Origin of the sequence: Streptomyces longwoodensis, assembly GCF_001514125.1 — a bacterium.
In the GTDB taxonomy this organism is placed as follows: domain Bacteria; phylum Actinomycetota; class Actinomycetes; order Streptomycetales; family Streptomycetaceae; genus Streptomyces; species Streptomyces longwoodensis.
In genome coordinates, this window is sequence record NZ_KQ948567.1 from 95,715 (window position 1) to 110,484 (window position 14,770).

General features: G+C 72.1%; 13 protein-coding genes. 9 read left to right on the top strand and 4 right to left on the bottom strand.

Annotated elements, in window-relative coordinates; genetic code table 11:
• Positions 1-164 precede the first annotated feature (164 nt).
• Together AQJ30_RS35075 and AQJ30_RS35080 are read left to right on the top strand one after the other, a co-directional pair.
• Positions 165-2,402, top strand: a complete 2,238-nt coding sequence (locus AQJ30_RS35075; protein ID WP_067241934.1) for a glycoside hydrolase family 3 N-terminal domain-containing protein — start codon at positions 165-167, stop codon at positions 2,400-2,402.
• A 209-nt stretch (positions 2,403-2,611) separates the two neighbouring features.
• The gene (locus tag AQJ30_RS35080) at positions 2,612-3,748 is read left to right on the top strand and encodes a lytic polysaccharide monooxygenase auxiliary activity family 9 protein (RefSeq protein ID WP_067241993.1); all 1,137 of its coding nucleotides are present in this window, start codon (positions 2,612-2,614) and stop codon (positions 3,746-3,748) included.
• A 41-nt stretch (positions 3,749-3,789) separates the two neighbouring features.
• Here the strand turns inward: AQJ30_RS35080 and AQJ30_RS35085 are convergent, their stop codons facing one another.
• Together AQJ30_RS35085 and AQJ30_RS35090 are read right to left on the bottom strand one after the other, a co-directional pair.
• On the bottom strand, positions 3,790-4,443 hold the full coding sequence (locus AQJ30_RS35085; protein ID WP_067241935.1) for a response regulator: 654 nt from the start codon (positions 4,441-4,443) through the stop codon (positions 3,790-3,792).
• The gene (locus AQJ30_RS35090) at positions 4,440-5,618 is read right to left on the bottom strand and encodes a sensor histidine kinase (RefSeq protein WP_425424182.1); all 1,179 of its coding nucleotides are present in this window, start codon (positions 5,616-5,618) and stop codon (positions 4,440-4,442) included. The genes AQJ30_RS35085 and AQJ30_RS35090 overlap by 4 nt, the downstream gene beginning before the upstream one ends.
• Positions 5,619-5,762: 144 nt before the next feature.
• Here AQJ30_RS35090 and AQJ30_RS35095 point away from each other — a divergent pair, with 144 nt between their 5' ends.
• The 3 genes from AQJ30_RS35095 to AQJ30_RS35105 all read left to right on the top strand — a co-directional run bounded on the left by AQJ30_RS35095 (position 5,763) and on the right by AQJ30_RS35105 (position 8,689).
• Positions 5,763-6,248 (top strand): cation:proton antiporter regulatory subunit, encoded by a 486-nt coding sequence (locus AQJ30_RS35095; protein WP_067241937.1) that lies wholly within the window; start codon positions 5,763-5,765, stop codon positions 6,246-6,248.
• Between the two features lie 3 nt (positions 6,249-6,251).
• Complete coding sequence (locus tag AQJ30_RS35100; protein WP_067241939.1) at positions 6,252-7,481, top strand: cation:proton antiporter; 1,230 nt, start codon at positions 6,252-6,254, stop codon at positions 7,479-7,481.
• Between the two features lie 209 nt (positions 7,482-7,690).
• Complete coding sequence (locus tag AQJ30_RS35105) at positions 7,691-8,689, top strand: TAXI family TRAP transporter solute-binding subunit (protein ID WP_067241940.1); 999 nt, start codon at positions 7,691-7,693, stop codon at positions 8,687-8,689.
• Positions 8,690-8,750: 61 nt separating this feature from the next.
• Here AQJ30_RS35105 and AQJ30_RS35110 read toward each other — a convergent pair whose 3' ends face one another.
• Together AQJ30_RS35110 and AQJ30_RS35115 are read right to left on the bottom strand one after the other, a co-directional pair.
• A complete protein-coding gene (locus AQJ30_RS35110) occupies positions 8,751-10,160 on the bottom strand; it encodes a sensor histidine kinase (protein ID WP_067241942.1) in 1,410 nt (469 codons plus the stop codon).
• 10 nt (positions 10,161-10,170) lie between these two features.
• A complete protein-coding gene (locus AQJ30_RS35115) occupies positions 10,171-10,857 on the bottom strand; it encodes a response regulator transcription factor (protein WP_067241943.1) in 687 nt (228 codons plus the stop codon).
• 324 nt (positions 10,858-11,181) lie between these two features.
• Here AQJ30_RS35115 and AQJ30_RS35120 point away from each other — a divergent pair, with 324 nt between their 5' ends.
• The 4 genes from AQJ30_RS35120 to AQJ30_RS35135 all read left to right on the top strand — a co-directional run bounded on the left by AQJ30_RS35120 (position 11,182) and on the right by AQJ30_RS35135 (position 14,658).
• A complete protein-coding gene (locus AQJ30_RS35120; RefSeq protein ID WP_067241945.1) occupies positions 11,182-11,958 on the top strand; it encodes an amino acid ABC transporter ATP-binding protein in 777 nt (258 codons plus the stop codon).
• A gap of 148 nt (positions 11,959-12,106) precedes the next feature.
• Positions 12,107-12,949 (top strand): glutamate ABC transporter substrate-binding protein, encoded by an 843-nt coding sequence (locus AQJ30_RS35125; RefSeq protein ID WP_067241946.1) that lies wholly within the window; start codon positions 12,107-12,109, stop codon positions 12,947-12,949.
• A gap of 120 nt (positions 12,950-13,069) precedes the next feature.
• Positions 13,070-13,735, top strand: coding sequence for an amino acid ABC transporter permease (locus tag AQJ30_RS35130; protein WP_067241995.1), 666 nt, complete (start codon positions 13,070-13,072; stop codon positions 13,733-13,735).
• Positions 13,732-14,658 carry an amino acid ABC transporter permease gene (locus AQJ30_RS35135; RefSeq protein ID WP_067241948.1) on the top strand — a complete coding sequence of 309 codons (927 nt, stop codon included), beginning with the start codon at positions 13,732-13,734 and terminating at the stop codon, positions 14,656-14,658. The genes AQJ30_RS35130 and AQJ30_RS35135 overlap by 4 nt, the downstream gene beginning before the upstream one ends.
• The last annotated feature ends 112 nt before the right edge of the window (positions 14,659-14,770 follow it).

The following is a 14,770-nucleotide window of genomic DNA, read 5'->3' on the forward strand; positions in this document are numbered from 1 at the left end:
TGCGCGCGGCCCCGCACCGCCGCGCATCGTGCCCCGCAGGACCGCGCCGCACCGCGGCGCACCGCTCCCGAGGTCCGCCCGTCCGCCGCCGCCGATCGGACGGGCGGACCCCGGGTCCGCACGGCACCGCCCCCTGGGACCCCGCCCCGGAAAGGCCCACCCGCATGAGCCCGCTGCTGAGCCGCCGCCGCCCGTCGGCCGCCCTCGCCCTGTGTGTCACGGCGCTGATCGCCACCGGCACCGGGGCCGCCCCGCCGGAGCCCGCGGCCACCGCCCGGGCCGCGGCCGCCCTGCCGTACCAGGACCCGTCCTTACCCGTGGCCGACCGCGTCGCCGACCTGCTCTCCCGTATGTCGCTCGACGACAAGCTCGGCCAGATGACCCAGATCGAGAAGGACGCCCTCGTCCCGCAGTCCGACCTCGCCACCTACCGCATCGGCTCGGTGCTGTCCGGCGGTGACTCGACCGTCAGCCCCAACAACGCGCAGACCTGGGCCGACACCTACGACTCCCTGCAGCGCACCGCCCTGACCACACCGCTCGCGATCCCGATGATCTACGGGATCGACGCCGTGCACGGCCACAACGCGGTCCGCGGGGCGACACTCTTCCCGCACAACATCGGCCTCGGGGCGACCCGCGACCCCGCCCTCGTCCAGGACGTCGGGCACGCGGTCGCCGAGGAGGTGTCGGGCACCGGCATCGACTGGGACTTCGCGCCGTGCCTGTGCGTGGCGCGCAACGACCGCTGGGGCCGCACCTACGAGTCCTTCGGCGAGACCCCCGAACTGCCCTCCGCCATGACGACGTTCATCACCGGGCTGCAGGGACAGGCGCCGGGCGCGGGCCCCGCCTCCGTGCTCGCCACCGCCAAGCACTACATCGGCGACGGCGGCACCAGCGGGGGCGTCGACCAGGGCGACACCCAGGTGTCCGAGGCAGAACTGCGGGCCGTCCACCTGCCGCCGTTCAAGGAGGCCGTGCGCCGCGGGGTGGGCGCGGTGATGCTGTCGTACAGCAGCTGGAACGGGGTGCGGTCGCACGCGAACAAGTACCTGGTGACCGACGTCCTCAAGGGTGAGCTGGGCTTCGGCGGGTTCGTCGTCTCCGACTGGGCCGCGGTCGACCAGCTCGACGGGCAGACCGGGTTCACCGGCGCGGAGGTCGCCACGGCGGTCAACGCGGGCGTCGACATGGTGATGGTGCCTCATGACTACAAGAAGTTCCTGGGCCTGCTGCGGGGCGAGGTCACCGCGGGCCGCGTCCCGCAGGCCCGGATCGACGACGCCAACCGGCGCATCCTCACCAAGAAGTTCCAGCTGGGCCTGTTCGAGAAGCCGCTGACCGACCGGTCGTACACCGGCACGGTGGGTTCGGCCGCGCACCGGTCGCTGGCCCGGCAGGCGGTGCGCGCCTCGCAGGTGCTGCTGAAGAACGACGGCGGCGTCCTGCCGCTGCCGACGTCGGCCCGGCTGTTCGTCGCGGGCAAGTCGGCAGACGACATCGGCAACCAGAGCGGCGGCTGGACCGTCGGCTGGCAGGGCCGCAGCGGCGCGGTCACCGACGGCACGACGATCCTCCAGGGCATCCGGGCCGCCGTCCCCGACCCGTCCCGGGTCACCTACGACCGGTACGGCAACGGCATAGGCTCCGGGTACACGGCTGCCGTGGCCGTCGTCGGGGAGACCCCGTACGCCGAGGGCCGCGGCGACCGCCCGGGGTCCCTGGGCCTGGACCAGGAGGACCTGCAGACCCTGGCCCGGCTGAAGGCGAGCGGCGTCCCGGTGGTCGTGGTGCTGGTGTCCGGACGGCCGCTGGACATCGCCGCCCAACTGCCCGACTGGAAGGCGCTGCTGGCCGCCTGGCTGCCCGGCACCGAGGGCGCCGGCGTCGCCGACGTGCTGTTCGGTGCCTACGCGCCCACCGGCAAGCTCCCGGTGAGCTGGATGAGCAGCGCGGCGCAGGAGCCGGTCAACGACGGCGACGGCAAGGTCCCGCTCTTCCCCTACGGGTACGGGCTGACCTACGGCGGCACGCAGCCGGACCCCGATCCGACCCCCACCCCGACCCCGACCCCGACGCCGACCCCGACCCCGACGCCCACGGACGGCGCCTGCACCGCTGCCTTCCGCACCGTGTCCTCCTGGCAGGGCGGCTACCAGGCCGAGGTCACGGTCAAGAACACCGGCGCCGCCGCGCTGACCGGCTGGTCGGTCGACTGGGACCTGGGCGGCTCGACGATCGCCAGCCTCTGGAACGGCACGCTGACCACCGCCCAGGGCCGGGCCACCGTCCGCAACGCCGCCTTCAACGGCTCGCTCTCCCCCGGCGCCACCGTCTCGTTCGGCTTCACGGCGAACGGCACGGCCGGCACCCCGGCCCCGCACTGCGCGGCCGGCTGACCGACGTCCCCGCCCACCCGGGTGGCACCTTCCCCGGGCGGGCGGGGCTCCCACCGTTCGCCCCTCCGCGGGGCCCGGCACCACGGGCCCCCGACGGTCGGATCCTCTCCGTTCGACGTCCCCCACCGAGCTCGACAACTCCTCGTCGTGAGACAAGGAAAGGAGAACAGCACGTGGAACAGCACGTGAAACGGCAACCCCACCGGCACCTGAACCGACGCGGTCTCTACGCGTCGCTGGCAGCGGCCCTGGCCACCCTGCTGACGGCGCTCGGGCTGATCGCGCTGTCCGAGTCCAGCGCACAGGCGCACGGGGTGGCGATGCTGCCCGGCTCGCGCACCTACCTGTGCTACCTGGACGCCCGCACCGGCAACGGCGCGCTCGACCCGACCAACGCCGCCTGCAAGGACGCCCTGGCCCAGAGCGGCTCGACCGCGCTGTACAACTGGTTCGCCGTCCTCGACTCCAACGCCGGCGGCAAGGGCGCGGGGTACGTCCCGGACGGCACCCTGTGCAGCGCCGGCAACAAGTCGCCGTACGACTTCAAGGCGTACAACGCGGCCCGCTCCGACTGGCCGCGCACCCACCTGACCAGCGGGGCGACGATCCAGGCCCAGTACAGCAACTGGGCCGCGCACCCGGGCGACTTCCGGGTGTACGTCACCAAGCAGGGCTGGTCGCCGACCACCCCGCTGGCCTGGAGCGACCTGGAGCTGTTCCAGACCGTCACCAACCCGCCGCAGCAGGGTTCGCCGGGCGCCGACGGCGGCCACTACTACTGGGACATGAAGCTGCCCTCGGGCCGCTCCGGTGACGCCATGATCTTCATCCAGTGGGTACGCTCCGACAGCCAGGAGAACTTCTTCTCCTGCTCCGACGTGGTCTTCGACGGCGGCCACGGCGAGGTCACCGGCATCCGCAACTCCGGCAGCACACCGACGCCGACCCCGACGTCGACCCCGACCTCCACCCCCACGTCCACTCCCACCTCGACCCCGACCTCTACCCCGACGTCCACGCCGACCGACCCGCACACCGGTTCCTGCATGGCCGTCTACAGCGTGACGAACTCCTGGGGCGGCGGCTTCCAGGGGTCCGTGGAGGTCATGAACCACAGCACCTCGCCGCAGAGCGGCTGGGCCGTGTCCTGGAAACCGGGCACCGGCACCAGGATCAGCAGCGTCTGGAACGGTGCGCTGTCCACCGCCTCTGACGGCACGGTGACGGTCCGCAACATGGACTACAACCGCGTCGTCCCGGCCGACGGCAGTGTGACGTTCGGCTTCACCGCCACCTCCACGGGCAACAACGTGCCCGTCGGATCCATCGGGTGCGTCACGCCGTAGCGCACCTCGCTCCCCCCGTGACCCGGCCGTCCCCGGCCGGGTCACGGGTCGATGAGGCCGGCCCGGATGGCGTAGCGGGTGAGCTCCAGCCGGTCGCGCATGCCGAGCTTCTGGAGCAGGTTGGCCCGGTGCCGCTCGACGGTCTTGACGCTGATGAACAGCAGTTCGCCGATCTCCTTCGAGGTGTGGCCCTCGGCCACCAGCTTGAGGATCTCCTCCTCGCGCTCGGTGATCGGCCGCGCGGGCACGCCGTCGCCGCGGTGCAGCCGGTCCAGGTAGGAGCGGACCAGGGCGCGCTCGGCGCCCGGGTAGATGAACGGCTCGTCGCGCACGACGGCGCGGCACGCCTCCACCAGGTCCCGGTCCGCGGCCGACTTGAGCACGAACCCGCCCGCGCCCGCCTTCAGCGCCTCGAAGAAGTACTGCTCGTTGTCGTACATCGTCAGGATCAGGATGCGCAGGCCGGGCAGGCGCCGGGACAGCTCGCGGGCCGCCTGGAGGCCGGTCGTGCGGGGCATGGCGACGTCGAGGACGGCCAGGTCGACGCCGCCGCGCCGGGCCAGCTCGACCGCCTCGGCGCCGTCCCCCGCCTCCGCCACGACGGTCAGGTCCGGCTCAGCGTCGAGGATGAGCCGCACACCCCGCCGGACGAGCGTGTGGTCGTCGGCGAGCAGCACACGGATCGGCGCGGTCATCGGGTCTCTCCCTGGGGGGTGGGACGGCCGGGCGGACGTCCGTCCGCGGGGGTGGTCGCGGTCACCGCTGTGTCGGCGGCCGGAACCGTCGCCGGCGTCTGGACCGCGGTCTCCCCGGCCGACGGCACCCACAGGCGCACCTCGGTGCCGCCCGGCGCGCTGGGGCCGCTGGGGCTGCTGGGGCTGCTGGGGCCCGCGACGGTGTCTGGTGTACCGGAACCGTCGCCCGCCACCGCTCCCAGCGTGAAGCGCCCCCCGACCAGCAGCGCCCGCTCCCGCATCCCCCGGATACCGGCCCCCTCCCGCGCCGCTCCCGGCCCCCTGCCGTTGTCGCGGACGACCAGCTCGACGCCGCCCGGCGCCGCGCGCAGGACCAGGCCGGCGCGGTCGGCGGCGGCGTGCCGGGCCGTGTTGGTCAGGGCCTCCTGCGCCACCCGGTAGACGACCAGCTCGGCCTCGGGGGTCAGCGGGGGCAGGGCGGGCCCCAGGTCGGGCCGGACCGTCAGGCCGTGTTCGGTGAACTCGGCCGCCAGGGCGCGCAGGGCGCTGAGCAGCCCCAGCTCGTCGAGCACGCCGGGGCGCAGCCGGCGCGCGATGCGGCGGACCTCGTCGAGTCCGGCCCGGGTGGCGTCCTGGGCCTGGCCGACCTCGGCCCGCAGGTCCGCGGGCACCCGGTCGGCGACCCGCTTCAGCTGGAGCAGCACGGCCGTCAGGGTCTGGCCCACCTCGTCGTGCAGCTCCCGGGCGATGCGCTGCCGCTCGCGCTCCTGCGCGGACAGGGCCCGCCCCGCGCTGGTGGCCCGCTCCGCCTCCAGCCGGTCGAGCATCGCGTTGTACGTGGTGATCAGCCCGGCCGTCTCCACCGGGCCGCCGACCACGGCCCGCCGCCCCGGACTGAGCAGGTCGGCCGCCGCCATGGCCCGCCCCAGCCGCCCGAGCGGGGCGAGCCCGATCCGCAGCACGACCGCGTGGACGACGAGCAGCACGGCGAGCCCCACGACGACGACCACGGCCTCGGCGGGCAGCACGGGCGTCGAGACGGTGACCGGTCCGAGGAGCAGCGCGGCGGCCACCACCAGGCCGGCCGCGTTGAGGGAGAACATCCGCCAGAACAGCGACACGCGTCCGGCGCCTCCCTTCCCGCTCCTCACCCATGGCACGGCCCTGACCAGCATGTTCGCTCGCCGTCGGCCCTGTCCATCCGTGCTGACACCCATGTCTCCACCGTACGGGCGGATGGCAGCATGGCGGCCCTGACCACCTTCCGCGTCACCGCTCCACCGCGACCCGCTCCACCACGACCAGCAAGGGGAAGAAACGTGTCTGCTCCACGCCTGAGGGCGACACCGCTGCCGGGTATCGGGGTCCAGTACGACCTCGTGACACGCGAACAGCGCCACCTGTCGGTCGTGGCGCACCGCGACGGCACGCGCACGGTCAACGTGTACCGGACCGACGACCCCGACTCCTGCGCCCAGTCCGTACGGCTGACCGGCGCCGAGGCGGGCTCGCTGATCGACGCGCTGGTGCCCTCGCACCACAGTGCCAGCCTGCTCTACACCACGGACCTCGGCCTGGTGGCCGAGCGGATCGAGGTGGCGGCCACCTCCCGCTGGAACGGGCGGGTGCTCGGCGAGACCCGGATGCGGACCGACACGGGCGCCTCGGTCGTCGCCGTCCTGCGCCGGGCCGAGGCGATCCCGTCCCCGGCGCCCGACTTCCGGCTCGCGGGCGGTGACACGCTCATCGTGATCGGCACCCGTGAGGGCGTGGACGCGGCCGCGGCGATCCTCGGACGGGAGTGACCGGTGCACTCCGCAGTCCTGCTGATCGAGTTCGGTTCCATCATCCTGGCCCTCGGCCTGCTCGGCCGGTTCGCCGGCCGCTTCCGGATCTCACCGATCCCGCTGTACCTGCTGGCCGGGCTGGCGTTCGGCGAGGGCGGGCTGCTGCCGCTGGGCGCGAGCGAGGAGTTCGTGGCCACCGGCGCCGAGATCGGCGTCATCCTGCTGCTGCTGATGCTGGGCCTGGAGTACTCGGCGAGCGACCTGGTGTCCAACCTCAAGGCCCACTACCCGGCGGGTCTCGTCGACGGAGCGCTGAACGCCCTGCCGGGTGCGGTGGCGGCCCTGCTGCTGGGCTGGGGCCCGGTGGCGGCGGTGGTGCTGGCGGGCGTCACCTGGATCTCGTCGTCCGGGGTCATCGCGAAGGTCCTGGGCGACCTGGGCCGGGTCGGCAACCGTGAGACGCCGGTCATCCTCAGCGTCCTGGTCCTGGAGGACCTGGCGATGGCGGTCTACCTGCCGATCGTCACCGCGCTGGTCGCGGGCGCCGGCCTCGCGGCGGGCAGCCTGACGCTCGCGATCGCGCTGGGCGCGGCGGGCCTGGTGCTGTTCCTGGCGGTGCGCTACGGCCGGGTCATCTCCCGGTTCGTCTCCAGCGACGACCCGGAGAAGCTGCTGCTCGTGGTGCTGGGCCTGACCATCCTGGTGGCCGGTGTCGCCCAGCAGCTGCAGGTGTCGGCCGCGGTCGGCGCCTTCCTGGTCGGCATCGCGCTGTCCGGTGAGGCCGCCGAGGGCGCGCACACGCTGCTGAGCCCGCTGCGGGACCTGTTCGCCGCGATCTTCTTCGTCTTCTTCGGGCTGCACACCGACCCGGCGAGCATCCCGCCGGTGCTGCTGCCGGCCCTCGCGCTGGCCGTCGTCACCGGCGCGACGAAGATCGTCACCGGGTACTGGGCGGCGCGGCGGGCCGGGATCTCGGTCAAGGGACGCTGGCGCGCCGGCGGTGCGCTGGTGGCCCGCGGCGAGTTCTCCATCGTCATCGCCGGGCTCGCGGTCACCGCGGGCATCGAGCCGTCCCTGGGCCCGCTGGCCACGGCGTACGTCCTGATCCTGGTCGTGCTCGGCCCGCTCACCGCCCGGTACACCGAGCCGCTGGCGACGCGGTGGAACAGGCGCCGTACCGCCCGCCGGGAGCCGGATCGGGAGCCGGCGGAGCGCACGGAGGCGCCGGCGCAGACGTCGGTGGGCGACTGAGGACGCCGCGCACCGGGGCACTCGCGCGCACGGGCAGCGGCGCCGAGCCGTGTGGGCCCCGCCCTGCTCACCGGCCCTGCCGTGGTCACCGGCCTCGCCCTGGTCACCGACCCTGCCGTGGTTACCGACCCTGCCGCGGTCACCGGCCCCGCCCTGGTCACCGACCCCGCCCTGGTCACCGACCCCGCCCACCTGGCAGGATCCCGCCCATGTCCAGGACGTTCCCGCGCATCGGCCGGCGCCGCGCCCTCCAGGGGGCCGGGGTCGGCGTCGTCGTGCTCGGGCTGCTGCTGTGGTGGCTGCTACCGCTCGGCGAGGACCCGCCGAGCGGCACGATCACCTTCAGCACCGGGACCCGGGCCGGCGTCTACCAGGAGTACGGCAGCCGGCTCCGGCCCGTACTCGCCGGGGAGATGCCGGACCTGCGGGTGCGGCTAGAAACCAGCAACGGCTCCCAGGACAACGTCGAGCGGGTCGCGTCCGGCCGCGCCGACTTCACCATCGCCGCGGCGGACGCGGTCGCGGCCTACGAGGCGCGGCACCCGGAGTCGAAGGCCGAGCTGCGCGGGGTCGCCCGCCTGTACGACGACTACGTCCAGCTGGTCGTGCCGCGCGACTCGCCCATCCGGACGATCAAGGACCTGCGCGGCAAGCGGGTGGCGACCGGGCTGCCCCGCTCGGGGGTCCGCCTGATCGCGGACCGGGTGCTCCAGGCGGCGGGCCTGGACCCGGTCAAGGACGTCGAGCCGGCGTCGGACGGCATCGACACCGGCCCGCGGCAGCTGGAACAGGGGAAGATCGACGCCTTCTTCTGGTCGGGCGGCGTGCCCACCAACGGCCTGCGCGACCTCGCCGACGACTTCGCCTTCCGGTTCGTCCCGATCGACGCCGCCCTCGTGGCCAAGATGCACGACCAGGACGAGTCGACGCGCCACTACCGCGCGACGAGCATGCCCGAGTCGGCCTACCCCACCGTCCAGAACGGCTACGCCGTGCCGACCGTCGCGGTGTCCAACCTGCTCATCACCCGGGCCGACGTGGACGTCCGGCTCACCGAGTGGATGACCCGCGTCGTCATCGGCAGCCGCGACGAGATCGGCGGCCACGTCCACTCCGCCCAGTTCGTCGACCTGCGCACGGCCATCTACACCGACCCGCTCCCGCTGCACGAGGGGGCGCGCCGGTACTACCGCTCGGTCAAACCCTGACCGACGGCGCGCGCCGCCACTGCCGCTCGGTGAAGCCCTGGCCGACGGTGCCCGGGAACCCCTACGCCCCCGACGTCCGCGGCACCCGCACGGTCGCCGTCAGCCCGTGCGGCTCGTGGTGGCCGTAGGACAGCGAGCCGCCGCCCGCCGCGAGCAGGGCCCGGGAGATGGACAGGCCCAGGCCGGAGCCCTTGACGTTCTGGTGGCGGCCGCTGCGCCAGAAGCGGTCGCCGACGCGGGCCAGCTCCTCGTCGGTCAGGCCGGGTCCGTTGTCGCTGACGACGACGGTCACGCTGTCCCCGTCCGCGGCGACGGACACCTCGACGCGCTCCCCGTCCGGGGTGAACTTCACGGCGTTGTCGATCACCGCGTCCAGGGCGCTGGACAGGGCCACCGGGTCGGCCCAGCCGGTCAGGGGCGGGCAGCTGCCGACCAGGTCGACGCCCTTGGCCCGGGCGGTGGGCGCCCAGGCGGCGACGCGCTCGGCGGCCAGCGCGCCGATGTCGGTGGTGCGCAGGTCGGCCTCGGTGTGCTCGGCCAGGGCCAGGTCGAGCAGGTCGTCCAGGACCTGGGCCAGGCGCTTGCCCTCGGCCTGGACGGAGGCGATCTCCTCGTTGCCCTCCGGGAGTTCGTAGGCCAGCAGTTCGATGCGCAGCAGCAGCGCCGCGAGCGGGTTGCGCAATTGGTGCGAGGCGTCGGCGACGAAGGCGCGCTGCTGCTCCAGCACGTCCTCGACGTTGTCCGCCATCTCGTTGAACGACCGGGCCAGCCGTCTGAGTTCCGGCGGGCCGCCGCCCACGGCGACGCGGGACTTCAGCCGCCCGGTGGCGATGTCGTGGGTGGTGGCGTCGAGGACGCGCACCGGCTTGAGCACCCAGCCGGTGAGCTGGAGCGCCGCACCGATGGCGAGCAGCATCGCGGCGACCTCACCGGCGCCGATCAGCAGCCAGCCGTGCAGGATGCGCGAACGCATCGGACCGGTGGGCGAGTCGAGCACCACCACGGCGACGACGTCGCCGTCCCGGACGACCGGTGAGGCGACCACGAGGTGCCGGTGCTGCCAGGGCCACACCTGCTGCGGGTCGTGGCTGCGCCGGCTGAGCCGCGCCTCCTCGAACGCGTCGCGCACCTCGCCGGCCCCGGGCAGGAACCAGTCCCGCGGCGCGTGGGCCATGGGCGTGTCGGTGCGGTAGAAGACACCGGCGCGGATGCCGTAGACCTCGTAGTAGTTGTCGAGTTCGCGGGCCAGGGTCGCGCGCCGCTCGTCCAGGGAGCGGTCGGTGTCCCCGGGCGCCTCGGCGGTGGCCGTGACGAACTGCGCGAGTGCCGCGAAGCGCGCGGTGTCGTCGATCCGGTCGACGATCACCTTCTGCTGCTGGCCGCCGGCCACGCTGACGGCCAGCGGCACTCCGAGGGCGAGGAGCACGGCCGCCATCAGGACGATCAGCAGCGGCAGCAGACGGGTGCGCAACCGGTCCCCGCTAAGCGGCCGGGGCGACGAGCCGGTACCCGACGCCGCGTACGGTCTCGATCAGCGCGGGCATGCGCAGCTTGGCGCGCAGGGAGGCGACGTGCACCTCCAGGGTGCGGCCGGTCCCCTCCCAGCTGGTGCGCCAGACCTCGCTGATGATCTGCTCGCGGCGGAAGACCACCCCGGGCCGCTGGGCGAGCAGGGCGAGCAGGTCGAACTCCTTGCGGGTGAGCTGGACGACCGCGCCGTCCACGGTGACCCGCCGGGTGGGCAGCTCGATGTGCACGGGCCCGAGCCGCAGCGCGTCCTCGGCGCCGGTGACCTGCTCCTCGGGGACGGTGCGCCGGCTGACCGCGTGGATGCGGGCCAGCAGCTCGCCGGTGTCGTACGGCTTGACCACGTAGTCGTCGGCGCCCAGGTTGAGGCCGTGGATGCGCGAGCGCACGTCGGAGCGGGCCGTCACCATGATCACCGGGGTGCTGGTGCGCTTGCGGATCTTGCCGCAGACCTCGTAGCCGTCCTGGTCGGGCAGGCCCAGGTCGAGCAGGACGACCCCGAAGCCGGCGCCCTCGGGCACGAGCGCCTGGAGGGCCTCCTCGCCGCTGCGCGCGTGCGTGACGTCGAAGCCGTGCCGCTTCAGCACCGCGGACAGCGCGGCGGCGACGTGGTTGTCGTCCTCGACGAGCAGCAGTCTCATTCCGGCCTCCTCCTGTCCCTCGTGCCTTCACCGTGGGTACGATTTCACCCGGTAGGAAGGATTTCGGGCCCCCCGGGCGCGCGAACTGCGCGTGCACGCGCGTGCACCATGGCAGTCACGCCGATGGACGAGGACGCCGTCAAGTGGCTTCCGGTTGCGCGCCCCTACCGTTATCCGGCCGATACGCACGCGTACCGCCCGAGCTACGACACGTGTCCGATTGCTATCGGATCGTGATGCTCAGATCTCCCTCAGATGTAATGACGCTGGTCGTAGCGGGTTACTACTGTCCTCCGAAACCGAGAAGGACGGAGCCTGAGAGCGATGACCGACGTATCGGTGGCCAAGGAAGACGTGGCCGCGACCGGCGACCTGGTCGTCCTGAAGAGCGTCAACAAGCACTTCGGCGCGTTGCACGTGCTCCAGGACATCGATCTGACGATCGCCCGCGGCGAGGTCGTCGTCGTGATCGGGCCCTCCGGGTCCGGCAAGTCGACCCTGTGCCGGACCATCAACCGCCTCGAGACGATCGACTCGGGCACGATCACGATCGACGGCAGGCCCCTGCCGCAGGAGGGCAAGGAGCTGGCCCGGCTGCGCGCCGACGTCGGCATGGTCTTCCAGTCCTTCAACCTCTTCGCGCACAAGACCGTGCTCGAGAACGTGATGCTGGGCCAGATCAAGGTTCGCAAGAGCGACAAGAAGGAAGCCGAGGAGAAGGCCCGTGCCCTCCTCGACCGGGTCGGCGTGGCCAGCCAGGCCGACAAGTACCCCGCGCAGCTCTCGGGCGGCCAGCAGCAGCGCGTGGCCATCGCGCGGGCGCTGGCGATGGGTCCGAAGGTCATGCTCTTCGACGAGCCGACCTCGGCCCTCGACCCCGAGATGATCAACGAGGTGCTGGAAGTGATGCAGCAGCTCGCCCGCGACGGCATGACGATGATCGTCGTCACCCACGAGATGGGTTTCGCACGATCGGCTGCAAACCGTGTGGTCTTCATGGCGGACGGCCGGATCGTGGAACAGGCTGCGCCCGACCAGTTCTTCAGCAACCCGCGCAGCGACCGCGCCAAGGACTTCCTGTCCAAGATCCTGCACCACTGACGCCGCCCGGGACGCCGTACGTCCCGGCCCGTGGCCGACACCACCGGACCCGGGCCCGTCCGGCCCCACGGCGCCGCGCGATCCGCGCCCGGCGACCCGCGTCACCCGCATCGACGGCCCGCATCTGACAACGCGAAGGATGTTCACCATGAAGCTCCGCAAGGTCACCGCCGCCTCGGCAGCCGTGCTCGCCCTCTCCCTGGCCGCCACCGCCTGCGGCGGCAACGACGACGACAGCTCGAGCAGCGGCTCGGGCGGCGGCGGCAAGGTCAAGGTCGGCATCAAGTACGACCAGCCCGGTCTGGGCCTGAAGAAGCCCGACGGCTCCTTCGCCGGCTTCGACGTCGACGTCGCCACGTACGTCGCCAAGGAACTCGGCTACAAGCCCGACCAGATCGAGTTCGTCGAGACCAAGAGCGCCGACCGCGAGAACGCCCTGGCGCGCGGTGACGTGAAGTACATCGTCGCCACCTACTCGATCACGGACGAGCGCAAGCAGAAGGTGGACTTCGCGGGTCCGTACCTGCTGGCGCACCAGGACCTGCTGGTCAAGAAGGACTCGAAGATCAGCAAGGGCACGGACCTGAACGGCAAGAACCTGTGTTCCGTCACGGGTTCGACGTCGGCGCAGAACGTGCAGAAGACCATCGCCCCGAAGGCCAACCTCAAGCAGGTCTCCAGCTACTCGGAGTGCATCGCCGGCCTGCAGAGCGGTGCCGTGGACGCGGTCACCACGGACGACTCGATCCTCGCCGGCTTCGCCTCGCAGGACCAGTACAAGGGCAAGTTCAAGCTCGCCGGCCTGAAGCTCAGCAACGAGAACTACGGCATCGGCGTCAAGAAGGGCGACACCGCGACCGTCGACAAGATCAACAAGGCGCTCGAGAAGATGGTCAGCGACGGCTCCTGGCAGAAGGCCGTCGACGCCAACTTCGGCCCCGCGGACTACAACAACGAGCCGGCCCCGAAGATCGGCCAGCTCGTCAAGTAGTAACCCGGGGCCGCCGCCCGGACCCGCAGGGTTCCCCGTGCGCGCCGCCGCCCGTCGCGATCACGGCGGCGGCGCGCCATGCCCTCCCCCTACGTCACCCACCCGGAAGCGCGGGAGATCGTGTTCGACTTTCTTGAAGGTTACGACGTCCTCGGGGCGTTCTGGATGACGGTGAAGCTCACCGCCCTCTCCGCCGTGGGCTCGCTGATCTGGGGCACCCTGCTGGCCGCGATGCGGGTCAGCCCGGTCCCGCTGATGCGCGGGTTCGGCACGGCCTACGTCAACATCGTCCGCAACATCCCGCTGACGGTGATCATCCTGTTCTCCTCGCTCGGCCTGGCCGACATCTTCGGCGTCACCCTGGGCACCGACGACTTCAAGGCGCAGGGCTTCCGGCTCGCGGTCCTCGGCTTCGTCGCCTACACCGCGGCGTTCGTGTGCGAGGCACTGCGCTCCGGTATCAATACGGTCCCCGTCGGCCAGGCGGAAGCGGCCCGCGCCATCGGGCTCGGCTTCAGCCAGACCCTCCGGCTCATCGTGCTGCCGCAGGCCTTCCGCTCGGTGATCGGGCCACTGGCCAACGTGCTGATCGCCCTGACCAAGAACACCACCGTGGCCGCAGCCATCGGCGTCGCCGAGGCCGCCGCCCTGATGAAGACCATGATCGAGAACGAGGCCCAGACCCTGCTCATCGGCGCCGTCTTCGCCTTCGGGTTCGTGGTCCTGACCCTGCCGACCGGCCTGATCCTCGGCTGGCTCAGCAAGCGACTGGCGGTGAAGCGATGAGTTCGGTCCTCTACGACACTCCGGGCCCCCGCGCCAAGCGGCGCAACGTGGTCCTGTCCGTCGTCTTCTTCGTCCTGCTCGTCCTCCTCCTGTGGTGGATCTACCGGACGATGGACGACAAGAACCAGCTGACGTCGGCCCTGTGGAAGCCGTTCACCGAGTCGGAGGCCTGGACCACCTACCTGCTGCCCGGGCTCGCCAACACCCTCAAGGCGGCGGCCCTCGCCATGGTGATCGGTCTTCCCCTGGGCGCGGTCTTCGGCATCGCCCGGCTGTCCGACCACCGCTGGGTGAGAGCCGTGTCCGGCACGGTGGTCGAGTTCTTCCGGGCCATCCCGGTGCTGCTGCTGATGCTGTTCGCGAACGAGTTCTACTCCCGTTCCACGAACGTGGGCAGCGCGGACCGGCCGCTGTACGCGGTCGTCACCGGCCTGGTGCTCTACAACGCCGCGGTCCTCGCGGAGGTCGTCCGGGCAGGCATCCTCTCGCTGCCCAAGGGGCAGACGGAGGCCGCGTACGCGATCGGTCTGCGCAAGGGCCAGACGATGTCCAGCATCCTGCTGCCGCAGGCCGTGACCGCGATGCTGCCGGCCATCGTCAGCCAGCTCGTGGTCATCGTGAAGGACACCGCGCTCGGCGGTGTGATGATCGGCTTCACCGAGCTGCTGAACGCGCGCGGCACGCTCGCGGCCAACTACGCCAACGTGATCCCGAGCTTCATCGTGGTCGCCGCGATGTACATCGTCCTGAACTTCATCCTCACCAGCTTCGCGAGCTGGCTGGAGCGCTACCTGCGGCGCAGCAAGCGCAGTACCGGCGCGGTGCTCGGCGCGGAGGACATGGAGGAGCTCAACCCGGCGGCGGTCGGCGGGACGTTCGGCACCGGTGCGGGCGGCGGGTTCGGCTCCGGTACCGGAGTCTGACGTCCGATCAAGTGACCAGGCGGGACCCGGAGGCAGTGGTGCGTGCGCCACTGCCTCCGTCGCTTGACGCAAACAGCGCCAATGGGTTGCATACGTTGTGTGATCGTGCACC

What these genes read in the sequence shown, in the direction of transcription:
- AQJ30_RS35090 (WP_425424182.1), bottom strand. Translation starts at nt 5,618, where the DNA reads ATGCTGGTCAGGGCCGTGCCATGGGTGAGGAGCGGGAAGGGAGGCGCC.
- AQJ30_RS35120 (WP_067241945.1), top strand. Translation starts at nt 11,182, where the DNA reads ATGACCGACGTATCGGTGGCCAAGGAAGACGTGGCCGCGACCGGCGAC.
- AQJ30_RS35125 (WP_067241946.1), top strand. Translation starts at nt 12,107, where the DNA reads ATGAAGCTCCGCAAGGTCACCGCCGCCTCGGCAGCCGTGCTCGCCCTC.
- AQJ30_RS35085 (WP_067241935.1), bottom strand. Translation starts at nt 4,443, where the DNA reads ATGACCGCGCCGATCCGTGTGCTGCTCGCCGACGACCACACGCTCGTC.
- AQJ30_RS35115 (WP_067241943.1), bottom strand. Translation starts at nt 10,857, where the DNA reads ATGAGACTGCTGCTCGTCGAGGACGACAACCACGTCGCCGCCGCGCTG.
- AQJ30_RS35135 (WP_067241948.1), top strand. Translation starts at nt 13,732, where the DNA reads ATGAGTTCGGTCCTCTACGACACTCCGGGCCCCCGCGCCAAGCGGCGC.
- AQJ30_RS35105 (WP_067241940.1), top strand. Translation starts at nt 7,691, where the DNA reads ATGTCCAGGACGTTCCCGCGCATCGGCCGGCGCCGCGCCCTCCAGGGG.
- AQJ30_RS35075 (WP_067241934.1), top strand. Translation starts at nt 165, where the DNA reads ATGAGCCCGCTGCTGAGCCGCCGCCGCCCGTCGGCCGCCCTCGCCCTG.